We start from the raw sequence: 12,031 nt of genomic DNA, 5'->3' as shown, positions 1-12,031 counted from the left end.
AAAATGCGACAAAGACTGAACATTACCATTCTCCGGCCGCACAACAAAGCCTGATAACGAACCTTAGAGAAAAGGACAGAGGAAAAGGGGATAGATTTATTTTTACGCGCTCACAAAAATAAATCCACCCCCTTATTTCTGAACTACAGCTAACTATAAAGATTTGTCAGTTTGAACAGCACATCGAAAACTCACTCCGGGATAATGCGCATCCTTTGATGAAGCATCAGCCCAGCGACGAACAACCGGAGCGGCGCCTATAGGCCCCTCTGGATAGTTTGAACCGCGCCTAACCCTCTGAGTACCAGTTTTAGGCCCTTGTGGGTTATCCATAGGAGAATGCTGATAATAGTCCTTTCCATACCAGTCATTGACCCAGTCCGTAGCATTCCCGGACAAGTTATAGATACCTAAAGGATTAGGAGCAAAACTATCGACGGCAAATGTGCTGCCGCCACTCTTCACTGGGAAATTGCGTCCAAAGTTCAGACTGCCATTATCAGTAGGAAATAGTACGTGCTGACCACGACTACGAGCTGCGTACTCCCACTGCGCCTCTGTAGGCAAATCAACCGGGTATCCACTTAGCTGACCAACCCACAGACAATAATCTTTAGCCTCTTGCCAACTTTGTGTAGGCGCGGGTAAGTTTGGTGCATAAAAATGCTTCAGACCTTCTTGTTCTCGATCTTCATTATCAAGTATCGACTTACCCTGCGCGATAAAAAAAACGTCAAAATCACCTAGCCGGGTCTGAAACTTTGAGAGATAGTAGCTACTCAGATTTACTGGATGTACAAAATCATCATTCCCGTCCCTGCTGATATTGCAAAGTTGCTCAGGATCCTGCCCACAAGGCCAGGTACACACATCCTTTTCGTCGTATTCACAAATCCAGCCGAAGTCACCCATATCAAACTGACCACCCTCGACAAACACCATATTGTCGATGGACTGCACGACGGTGTTGAGCACCTTGCCGCGAATCTCGCTAGAAAGATCAGGGTACTTCTTCGCGATGGTGGCGGCGATGGACGCGACTTTCTCTGGGGCAAGACTCTTGCTGCTTGGCAAAGGGCCAGACTCCGCCTCGCAACCGACTAAAAACATCATGGCTGGCAGGGCAAGTACGAGCTGACGTAGCACTGGAAATATCCTTATAAAATTCGGCAGGGGCAGAACATTACCACCCTCCGCATGTACAACAAAGCCCAACACTACGCCTTCAAAAAAGACCAAATGAAAGGCACAGGCTTAGATAATAAAAAATGGGCAATCTAATGATCGCCCGTTTTATGCATTTCAAGTCAGCAACCTTTCCTCAACCTCGTACTTAACCACCACCCGATTCTTATAAAGCCGCTCACTCTTCAACACCTGACTCTCCTGCCCCTTGCTCCTGACCTCCCGCCATATCTCGTTCTCCCGAAAAACCCGCCCACCGTCTCGCACAAAACGATGCCCAAGTTGATAAACGTGATACCGAAACTCTCTCACCTGATCGCACAACAACTCCCCTTCCAACTGTTGCTCGGCGACATTCAGTTTCAACTGAAAATGGCGATCGGTCGGGTTATGCAGTACCAGGTCAATGTAGTTGTAAAAGATCGCGGCCCCGGAGCCGAATGGCAATACCCGCCCTTCGTCAGGAAAGGGATCGAAGCTGTGGTTGGACCGCTCAACCACGACCAACGGTGAGTGAATCGCCATCCAGTGAATCAGGTTGCTCAGTTGGCAGATCCCGCCACCGATGCCGCTGCGGGCTTCACCAAATGACAGCTCCATGCCTTCGACATAACCGCGTTTGCGGGTGGGCCGACCCACGAGGCGGCAGAATGAAAAATACTCGCCAGGGCCGATGACGACGCCGTCCATCGAAGCGACGGCCAGTTTCAGGTTGATGACTTTGTTGTGTTGCAGGGCGAGATCGGAGTTGCCGAGTTTGCGGATCAGTTTGGAGGTGTGCTTGAGGTAGCGAAATGGCAATCGGGAGACGGTGTTCGGCGAAACAGCGTATTGCTTGCGGGAGAAGCGCCAGGTCAGTTGGCGGAACAGTCTTTTTTGCCACACGCGAAGCCAGTAGAGCGCCGGGTGGTAGAGGGAGAGTGGTTTCATCCGTGTCAGAACGGCGGCAGCCGTTTTCTTCCTTGATCTGCAAAATGCCGCGCATTTTAACGTATTGCTGCAGGGGTGTACCGCACTTCGAAAAGGTGTTCGCCCAGTGTAATGGCCTGGCAATCCATGCACCGGTAAAGAGCCCTGACACTGGGCGAACGGGAAGCATTTTAATTGAAGTTTTCGAATATGTCCGCGTATATGAACATGAAATTTATCGAAACAACTTTCGATTAAATGTCGGCCCAAATACTATTTTACAGACCAGCAAACTCACCAGTTAGACCATTAAAACTGATTGTTCTTATACAGGAAAGTTGTACAAGAACAATCAACATATAGAGCTAATACTCAACTTCAGTGCTTGCTGGTCACTTTCAATATGTCGGTATAGGTCACAACGACACTCTGTCCAACTTTCAGGTCTTTCAATTTCGCTTGAACTTCGGGTCTTACGACGTCAACAGTCTTGGACTGGCCGGCGGGGTTTTCGAAGGTTACCTGGTTTTTCTTCACGTCGATTTTGGTGATTTTCAGTTGGACCTGCACCTGACGGTAGGCTTCGCCGCCCGGGTTGTCGCTGCCAGGGGCTGCGCGGACTTCGCCAGCGCGTTCGACGGTGCCTGGCAGACCTTTGTCGACATCGGTGTCGAGGTAAGCGGCGACAGAGCTAGTAACCTTGACATCGACTTGGTCGCCGGCTTTGAGTTTGCCGAGGTTTTTGGCCTTGTCGGTCAATTGCACATGGACCTGACGACCTTCCGGCCCCTCCAGGACGACCTGATGTTTGGCAGCATCGACCGAGACAACTTTGGTGGTGACCTGATCTGCCTCCACCACGGCAGACAGCGGGATTTCCGCAGCCATGGCGCTAAGGCTGGCGGCAGACAGCAGCGTTGCGAGGGTGATGGCTTTGGTTAGTGCATGGAGTTTCATAGGCGATACATTCCCTGTGATTTGGAGGCAGCAAAGAGCGCTGAACCACCGTCCAGCGCTCTCTGTGCAGATGAGCATAGACGCTGATCAGGGAGTGTTCGCAGTTTCTTGGGGCGTTCCTCAAGCCTCGGGATTGTCAACCTCTTGGGCGACGGGCCATCGCTCTGCCGAGAGCTCCGACTCAATACCCGGTCATTTCCAGATAACCCTGCCCACCATGGCTGCCGCTCAATTGCACCGGCCCTTCCCAATAGGGAATGCGCAAAGCCATCCACGCTTTGGGGTTGAGCGCGCTGATCGTAATGTCGAGGTGTTTGTCAGGGATTTTGATCGACCAGCGCACCGGCATCGAACGTCCAGCAACGTTGGCAGTGTCTTGCGGTGTGAGGCTGATGTCGGCGGCGTGCAGCAACTGCGTCTGGCCGTCAGCGTCGATCCAGGTGCCGGTGAGGTAAGGTGCGCCGTCCTTTTGCCGCATGCGGTAGAGCATCACCTGCTCGCCGCTGTCCAGGTGCAAGGAAAACCAGTCCCAGCCGATCTGGTTGGCGGTCAGGGGTTGGCTGCTCCATTCGCGGTCGAGCCAGGCCGGACCACTGACTTGATACGTTTTGCCGTCGATTTCCAGCGTGCCGCTGGCCTGAAAAAACGGCTGACTGTAGTAGTACGACGCCTGCCCTTGTTCGGATTTCTGACTGAAGCCTTTGTCGCCCTGAAGCACCAAGGGACGTGTGGAGGTCAGCCGCAGTTGATAGCCAAAATCCTTGTCCCGGGCGCTGAGTTGAAGATCCGCCATAGGGTCGGAACCCTGACTGCTGAAACGCCAATCATCGATCCACGCGTTGAACGGCGCGAGACTCACGCCAGCCTGACCAACGCCACCACGGGCATAACGCTCGGCAGCGTGATGCACCGTCGCCGACGTCACGGCCGCGTGGCCAAGCCAGATAATTTGATTACCCCAGCCAGCCACTTCGGGCGTCGCTTTCAAGGCGCTGCGAAACAACGTCCACTGCGCGCCGAACTCGCGTCCCTGATCGTCCTTGAGGTTGGCGGTGACGTACCACCATTCGATGCGAAAACCGTCATGAGGACCGTGATCCGCCGGAAAGCTGAACACCCGACCGGGCACCACCGGCGTAAACGCGGCGGCCTGATGACCCAGCCCCGCGAAGCCTTTCTCAACAGGCGCCGAGTTATCGCACCCGCTCAATAACGCCAATAGCAACACGCCAACCTTAATCTTCATGAGCAAACGTCCTCAGCAGATCCGCTGGTTGCGTGCGGTACAGCGAGTACAGCGGCCACGCCGACGCCAGTAAAGTCGCCAACAGCGCCAACCCCATCAACTGCAACAGCTGCATCGGAAACACCCGCAGCGGCAAGCGCCAGCCGAAGGCCTGGACGTTGATCACCGTGTCCAGGCACCACGCCAGCGCGATCCCCAACGGCAACGCCAGCACCAGGGTCAGCACCGCCAGCAACCAGGTCTGCCCGAGATTGAGCAGCATCAGTTGCCGGCGAGTCACGCCGAGCGCCCACAGCGGTGCGAGTTGCCCGAGGCGGCTCTGACTTTGGGTCAACAGGCTGATGAACAGCGCCACGCCCGCCACACAGAGGGTCAGGCTGTTGAGCGCAGCGGTTGCGGCAAAGGTGCGTTCGAACACTTGCGTGGACCAACCCTTGAGCCGGGCCTGGTCGACGATGCGGCTGTCCTCCAGCGTGAAGCGGGTTTGCAGCGCGGTCAGGAAGGCGGGGATCAACGTCGGGTCGATGCGCAGGTTGAAACGGCTCGGTGTCAGCTGCGGCCAGCCGCGCAGCAGATGGTTGACGTTGACCAGCATGTGGCCCTTGGGATTGCCGTAGTCGGCGTAGATGCCGACGATCCGTGGCGACCAGGCGCCGTTCGGTGTGGGAATCGTCAGGTGATCGCCAAGGCGCACCTTCAGCCGACGGGCTAGTTGCTCGCTGAGCATCAGTGCGTCGTCCTTGGCCAGTCGTTCCCAAGGGTTGTCGCCCAAGGCTTCCAGCAGCGGCCAATGCTGGCGATACGTCGGGTGATCGATCACGCCGAAGACGTCCGCCGGCCAGCCTTGCAACTGGATCGACACTTGCCAGTTGGGCAGCACCGCCGTGAGCCCAGGTTGCTGCTTGAGCCAGGTTTGCAGCTCTCTGGCCTGGGCCGGATTTCGCGGGTTGACGTACAGTTCGGCGGTCAGGCGTTGTTCGAGCCAATCGCTGAAGGTCTGACGAAAACCGGCCGTCATGCTGCCCGCTCCAATGTTCGCCGCCAGTGCCAACAACAGCGCCATCAACGCCAGGCTCAGCGCCGGCAGTTGCTGACGGCAGTCGGCGAGAAACCATTGGCCGAGCACCGAACGACTGCGATGCAGCACCCGATTCAACACCCAGTTGAGCACCACCGGCAACGCCAGCGCAGCGCCGATCAACAGTGCCGCCATCAGCACAAAGCCACTGCTCAGGCTGTCGCCAAAGATCAACGCCAGCAGTGCGATCACCGCGGCAATCACGGCAACCCAACCCTGACGCCGCAACCAGCGCGCGTGAGCCTGATGCCAGGCTTGCGGGTCGGCCAGGGCCAGCAAAGGCAGGCGCGCAGCCCGCAACAAACTGTTGGCCCCCGCCAACAACGCGCCCAACAGGCTCAGGCCGACGCCGCTGAGCCACCACCACGGACTGAGACTCAACTGCCCCGCCACTTCGGCGCCGTACAACCCGCGCAGACTGGCGGCGACGTCCGGCAACAGCACGCTGGCCAGCAGGTAGCCGCTGGCCACGCCGACCAGTCCGCCAATCAACGCCAGACCACCCAGTTCAACCGCCAGACAGGCAATCAGCATCCGTGCACTGACACCGCAGGCGCGCAGGGTTCTGAGCACGCCACGGCGTTGTTCCAGCGCCAGGCCGATCGCGGCGTGGACGATGAACAGGCCGACCACGAATGACAGAAAACCCAGCGCATCGAGGTTCAGGTGAAAGCTTTCGGTCAGGCGCGACAAATTGTTCTCTTCACCGCGGGTCTTGAGCTGCAACTGCCCCTTGAATTGATCAGGCAGGGTCGCGGTGAAATCCTTCGGCAGCAGCAGGCGCGACAGCTGATCCGGCAGGCCGAGAATCTGCTGGGCGAAGCCGATGTCGACCAACAACACACCGGGGGCCATATCGGGTTGGGCATGCAGCGGCGGCAATGCCTGACCACTCAAAGTCAGCGGGCGTTCGCCCTCGTGCAGACCCAGAGCCTGCAACGTCTGCGGCGAAATCCAGGTACTGCCTGGAGGGCTGAAAAACTCGACAACCTGCTCAATCGCCAACGCCTGCCCGGCCACTGAGGAACCGGCGGGCAGCGACACCGGCTCGATCCCCATCAGCTGCAAGCGCTGGTCGTCATGGCCCTTGAGCGTCACCCGGCCTTGCAGGACCGGCGACACCGGCCAACCCGCACGGCGCAGGTCGACAAACACTTGCTGGGAGAAGGTTGCGCCACTGGGTGAACTGAGGCTGGCCTGGGGTTCGCCGCCGATCAACTGACTGGCCCGGGCATAGCTTTCACGCGCCTGGCTGTTCAGCGCCTGCACGCCGGTCAGCAGGCTGGTGGCGAGCCAAAGCCCGGTCAGCACACTGAAAAACTGCACCGGGTGCTGCCGCCAATGACTGAGCAGCGCCCGCAGCGTTTCGCGAAAGACCTGCACCTCAGCGCTCGTCCGCGCCAGCCAGACGGCCACCGTGGAGCACCACTTTTTCGGCCAGCCGCGCGGCAACCCGTGGGCTGTGGGTGACCATCAACAAGGTGGTGGGACTGTCGTCGAGCAACTCCAGCAACAACTTCAAGACCTCATCGCTGGTGGCTTCATCGAGGCTGCCGGTGGGTTCGTCGGCCAGCAGCAGTTTCGGCTGCGACGCCAGGGCACGGCCCAGCGCGACCCGTTGCTGCTGGCCGCCGGACAGCTGTTCCGGATAACGCTGCAGCAAATCACCCAAGCCCAGACGTTGCACCAGATGCGCCTGCCAGCGCGGATCATGGCGCCCCGCCAGTCGTGCCTGGAACGCCAGATTGTCCTCCACACGCAGACTGCCGATCAGGTTGAACTGCTGAAACACCAGGCCGATTTCGGTCCGTCGCCAGTTCGCCAGTTGCCCTTCACTCATCTGCTCCAGCCGATGTTCGCCACTGCGGATGCTGCCGCGATCGACCTTGTCCAGCCCGGCAATCAAGTGCAGCAAGGTGCTCTTGCCACTGCCCGACTCCCCCATCAACGCCAGGCTGCTGCCGGGTTTCAAGGTGAGGTCGACACCTTGCAGAACCGGCAGTGGGCCCTGTGGAGTGGCGTAACTTTTGAAGACGCCTTGGACCGAAAGCATGGGGAAAACCGTTCGATGTGCGTGGAGCAAGGATAGCGGACGGCAGCGGCACCGCGTTATCGTTCATCGCGAGCAAGCTCGCACACATTTGACCTCGGGTGAACGCTGGATGTGTGATCAAACTAATTCCCTGTGGGAGCGAGCTTGCTCGCGATGGCGTCCGCACACTCAACATCAATGTGACTGACGCACCGCTATCGCGAGCAAGCTCGCTCCCACATTGGACCTCGGGTGAACGCTGGATGTGTGATCAAACTGATTCCCTGTGGGAGCGAGCCTGCTCGCGATGCAGACGACGCGGCTTTAGGTCTTCACAGCCACCCACGTAAAACACAACGGCAACTGCGCCGTTTGCTGCTCATACCGATCATAGAGTTCCTCGCGGTTGGAATGCGGGTACTCCTTGAAGTGGCTGATCTGCAATCCGGCGTCGATGGCGCCGGTGAAAATGGCGCCGAGGGTGTGGACGAACCAGTAGGACGAAGCCGCCTGCTGGTCGACTTTGCCTTCGTAGACGATCGGCTGGTCCTGCACGAAAGGTTCGCTGCGAAAGTACGAGCTGTCCGGCCGATACGGATCGGCGGACTCGGGGTCGAACATTTCGAGGAAGGGATGGGTTTCGTACACCACCAGGCTGCCACCGGGCTTCAGGGTTTGCGCGACGTGGCGGAAGAATTCGCCAATGTCCGGCATCCAGTTCAACACGCCGATGGTGATCAGGGCCACGTCGAAACGGCCATGAAGTTCAGTCGGCAAGTGATGGATGTCTGCCTCGATGAACTCAGGTGTATGGGGCGAGCGTGACGCCAGTTCCCGCGCCTGATCGAGGAAAGCCTCGGACTGGTCGACGCCTACGACGCTGCGGGCACCCAGCGCAAACAACGAAAGGCTTTCGCGGCCGTTGTTGCAGCCCAGTTGCACCACGTCTTTGCCGTCGACACCCACTTGTTCCAGCAAACCTCGGAGGGTGTCGTCCATGCAGCAAAAATCCCTCTCACCCACAGCCGCCAAACGGGCCTGCCATTCGGGGGTGTCTTTGTGGTGTCGGGCGGAGTCATTCCAGGCATCGCGGTTACTGGCGATGGCTTTTTCTTTTGTCGGCATTTCCATTGCGCGCTCCAGACGGGGGTCTTGATTGACCGGCACGAGTCTAGATCAGCGCTTTGAAAAACCCCATTGCGTCTTTGTTCAAATCTTGTAATCCGGGCATCGCGAACGCGCGCTCATACGGCAAGCTATAGTTAATGACCTTGGGGAATTGCGGGAAAACCGATTTCGCAGGTGCTGCCATGAAAACAACCGATCCGAGGCTACTGCTCGCCCTCTGCCTGATCACCACAACCGGTGCTTACGCGGATAACAGCCTGACACCCACTACCGATTACAGCAGTGAATTCAACTATTACGGGGCCGACCAACCCTTCGCTCACCCCGTGCCACCGTCACTGAGCACGGTGCCGCCCGGCTCGTACATCCCGACAGCGCCTCAGGACTTCATCCCCATTTCGAGCCAGCATGAGTTCTACGACTCAAGATTGCCGACAGTAGCGGATGCCACGGTTCGAGTGTTCATCCGCTCCTACGATCAGCAACGCGGTGTCTACGTGAACGAAGAAGTCCTCGACCCCACGTGCCTGCTCGCGTGCCTCAGCCGTCAGGGGCCATTGATGCAATAAAGCCTACCACTGGCGTTTTTCCGGGCGCGCGAGGCCGAGCTTCTCGATTCGGTAGCGCAGCATGTCGCGGCTCAGGCCCAGCAGTCGTGCGGACTTGGTGACGTTCCAGTCGGTCTTGTCGAGCATCTTGCGCACCATGTCGCGCTCCACTTCCGGCAGGTTCATGGACTCGGTGCCGTTGTAGACCGGACGCGGCTCGTAGTGTTGCGGCTCTTGCTGGAACACCAGCGGCTCATCCACCAGGCTCAGGCACACGTTCAATTGATGGGCGGCGATGGTGTCGCTCTGGGCCAGCAACACGGTTTGCTCAAGCATGTTGCGCAACTCGCGCACGTTGCCCGGCCAACTGTAGCTGAGCAGCAATTCTTCAGCCTGATCGCTGAAATACAGGTTCGGTTTGCCATAGCGTTTGCCGTGGATCGCCAGGAAGTGTCGAGCCAGCAGCAGGATGTCTGCGCCACGGGCATACAGGCGCGGCACCTTGATCGAGATAATCCGCAAACGGAAGAACAGATCGCGGCGGAACTTGCCCTGCTGGACCATTTGTTCGAGGTTGCAGTTGGTGGCGCTGATCACCCGCAAATCGACCTTGCGCTCCTTCACCGAGCCGACCCGGCGGATCGTCCGATCCTCCAGCAGCTTCAGCAGTTTGGCTTGCAGCAACAAGTCCATCTCGCCAACTTCATCGAGAAACAGCGTCCCGCCATCGGCTGCTTCCACCAGCCCGACGCGGCGGTCCTTGGCGTCGGTGAAGGCGCCCTTCTCGTGACCGAACAGCTCCGACTCCACCAGGTTGGAAGGAATCGAGGCACAGTTGAATTCAATGAACGGACCTTTGCTGCGCGGGCCGTCGAAGTGCAACGCACGGGCCACCAGTTCCTTGCCGGTGCCGGTCTCGCCTTCCACCAGCACCGGAGGCAGATCGGTATTGGCCATGCGCCGCTCGGCGTCGATTAACTGGCCAATGGTGCTTTTCAGGTACTGCATCGGTGCCGATTCGCCGATCAATGCCTGCACCCCTGACCTCTGCGCTTCGCGTTCCTGATAGAACGACAGTGTGCGTTCCATTCGGTCGGTGGCCAGGGCCTTGTCCAGCAGCAGCTTGAGCTCCGGCAGCGCCACCGGTTTGGTGACGTAATGGAAAGCGCCCTCTTTCATCGCCACCACGGCGTCTTCGACGTTGCCGTAGCCGGTCATCATGATCACTTTCAGATCCGGCGCGCTGATGCGCAGCTTCTGGATCAGGTCGTGACCGCTCATGCCCGGCAGCGAGTTATCGGTCAGCACCACGTCCGGGACGAAAGTGCCCAATTGGTCCAGCGCGTCCTCAGCCGAGTGGCAGACCGTCACCTCGAAGTCCTTGCGCTCCAGGTAGGTCTGAATATTCTCGGCGAGGAGTTCATCATCCTCGACCAGCAGAATGCTGTGCTCCATATACCCCTCCCGTTGCCACTTTAAAATTGAGACAAACGCGGGTTCCTTCCTGCTCTCGGCTGGTCAATTCGACCGAGCCTTCAAAACGCTCCATTATTCTTTTGACCAGGGCCAGGCCCACGCCCAACCCTCCTTGTTTGGTGGTGAAAAACGGCTTGAAGGCCATTTGTTGTTGCTGTGTGGTCATGCCCTTGCCGGTATCGTTCAGGGTCATGCGCACGAGTCCGGGCTGCGGCGTTTCAATATCGATACTCAGCACGCCGCCCTTGGGCATGGCTTCCAGGGCATTGGCAAACAGGCTATTCAGGATTTGCGTGAGCAGCACCTGCTGGCTGACGACCGGCGGACAACTCTGAGGGGTGAAACGCACGTCGATGCCGGAGCGTTTAATCAGCGCGTCAAATGCACTCAACGTGTCGTCGATGACCAGCACCAGGTCTACCGTTTCGTAGTCGTCGTTTATGGGTCGCAATGACACCAGCAACTCCCGAACCCAGCGCGACATGCGATCGACCTGGCTGATAATGTCGCCGATGTTCTTCTGCGCATTCTGGCTGGCGATTTCCTGAGCCAGTTCGGCGCTGGAACGAATGTTGGCCAACGGATTGCGCAAGCTGTGGGCCACCGCCGAGGACATTTCCCCCAGCGCGACGAAGGTCTCGTTGCTGATCAGTTGTTTCTGCTGGCTCTGTAGCAGCATGGCCGCATGCCGCACAATCCAGAACAGTCCGAGGTAGATGGCCAGGCCGCCGAGCAGGGTTGCCAGCCAGATCGACTTGAAGCCGCGCTGGATACGCTCCACCAGGTCTGCGGGTTCCTTGTAGATCTCCACCATGGCGATCACTTTGCTCTTGTCGGCATTGAACATCGGGATGTAGTTCTCGATGAACAGAAACTCAGGCTCACGCAGCAGTTGCTGCTCGGGACGTTCCTCATCGATTTCGTGGTAGCTGGTGGACACGGGTTCCTTCATTTCGAAGGACTCGTCCAGTTCCTCATCACCTTCAACGCGCATGCCAATCATTTGCGCATTGGTCGACCAGACCACGGTGCGATCCAGGGCGTACACCACCGCCAACAGTGTGTCCGGCAGGTGTTCGACATGATCGAGAAACTCTATGCGGGCAGCGGCACGCGCCGCCGGATCTACGTCGGGATAGGCAAGGTCATCGCGCGGATCGAGCATTTCACCCATGGTTCTTTGCAGCGTGATGCCGGCATGGCGAACTTCCGCATCACCAATGGCCTGAATGAACTGCGCAGTCAGCAAGGAATCACGCTCGATGCTCTCATCGACGACAAAACGCGTGGACACGTAGCCCAATCCCAGCGCCACAGCGGCGATGATGAAAAAGCTGCCCAGGGAAAACCAGCGCAGCAAATTGAACTGTCCTCGCCAGCCCTTGCTTTCTGCTGCCGACATAGCCGACGCAGGTATTTTTTGTTGTCCTGGTATCTGCATAGGACCTTCCCGGATGCCTTGCATCAAGCCT

General features: G+C 58.2%; 10 protein-coding genes. 1 reads left to right on the top strand and 9 read right to left on the bottom strand.

The features are described 5' to 3' along the window. Positions 1-153: 153 nt before the first annotated feature. The 7 genes from AC3IUE_RS12760 to AC3IUE_RS12730 form a co-directional block, all read right to left on the bottom strand. A complete protein-coding gene (locus tag AC3IUE_RS12760; protein ID WP_489267810.1) occupies positions 154-1,146 on the bottom strand; it encodes a formylglycine-generating enzyme family protein in 993 nt (330 codons plus the stop codon). 156 nt (positions 1,147-1,302) lie between these two features. Next, positions 1,303-2,115: a VanW family protein gene (locus tag AC3IUE_RS12755; protein WP_489268809.1), complete on the bottom strand. Its 813-nt coding sequence runs from the start codon at positions 2,113-2,115 to the stop codon at positions 1,303-1,305. A 357-nt stretch (positions 2,116-2,472) separates the two neighbouring features. Further along, on the bottom strand, positions 2,473-3,051 hold the full coding sequence (locus AC3IUE_RS12750; RefSeq protein WP_489267808.1) for a hypothetical protein: 579 nt from the start codon (positions 3,049-3,051) through the stop codon (positions 2,473-2,475). A 181-nt stretch (positions 3,052-3,232) separates the two neighbouring features. Beyond that, positions 3,233-4,297, bottom strand: a complete 1,065-nt coding sequence (locus tag AC3IUE_RS12745; RefSeq protein WP_489267806.1) for a lipocalin-like domain-containing protein — start codon at positions 4,295-4,297, stop codon at positions 3,233-3,235. Then, positions 4,287-6,758 carry an ABC transporter permease gene (locus AC3IUE_RS12740; protein WP_489268807.1) on the bottom strand — a complete coding sequence of 824 codons (2,472 nt, stop codon included), beginning with the start codon at positions 6,756-6,758 and terminating at the stop codon, positions 4,287-4,289. The genes AC3IUE_RS12745 and AC3IUE_RS12740 overlap by 11 nt, the downstream gene beginning before the upstream one ends. A gap of 1 nt (position 6,759) precedes the next feature. Beyond that, a complete protein-coding gene (locus tag AC3IUE_RS12735; RefSeq protein ID WP_046049637.1) occupies positions 6,760-7,428 on the bottom strand; it encodes an ABC transporter ATP-binding protein in 669 nt (222 codons plus the stop codon). A 303-nt stretch (positions 7,429-7,731) separates the two neighbouring features. Next, the gene (locus tag AC3IUE_RS12730; RefSeq protein WP_489267803.1) at positions 7,732-8,538 is read right to left on the bottom strand and encodes a class I SAM-dependent methyltransferase; all 807 of its coding nucleotides are present in this window, start codon (positions 8,536-8,538) and stop codon (positions 7,732-7,734) included. Positions 8,539-8,717: 179 nt separating this feature from the next. On the opposite strand from AC3IUE_RS12730, the gene AC3IUE_RS12725 reads away from it, so the two are divergent. Continuing rightward, positions 8,718-9,104 (top strand): hypothetical protein, encoded by a 387-nt coding sequence (locus AC3IUE_RS12725; protein WP_489267801.1) that lies wholly within the window; start codon positions 8,718-8,720, stop codon positions 9,102-9,104. Between the two features lie 3 nt (positions 9,105-9,107). On the opposite strand, the gene AC3IUE_RS12720 is transcribed toward AC3IUE_RS12725, so the two are convergent. Together AC3IUE_RS12720 and AC3IUE_RS12715 are read right to left on the bottom strand one after the other, a co-directional pair. Further along, positions 9,108-10,538, bottom strand: a complete 1,431-nt coding sequence (locus AC3IUE_RS12720) for a sigma-54-dependent transcriptional regulator (protein WP_056746619.1) — start codon at positions 10,536-10,538, stop codon at positions 9,108-9,110. Further along, complete coding sequence (locus tag AC3IUE_RS12715; protein WP_489267799.1) at positions 10,507-12,000, bottom strand: sensor histidine kinase; 1,494 nt, start codon at positions 11,998-12,000, stop codon at positions 10,507-10,509. Before AC3IUE_RS12715 ends, AC3IUE_RS12720 begins: the two co-directional genes overlap by 32 nt. Between the last annotated feature and the right edge of the window lie 31 nt (positions 12,001-12,031).

The organism is Pseudomonas sp. GL_093, assembly GCF_057837605.1.
The sequence above is the reverse complement of the archived record's forward strand: the minus strand, read 5'-3'. Positions and strand labels throughout refer to the sequence as shown.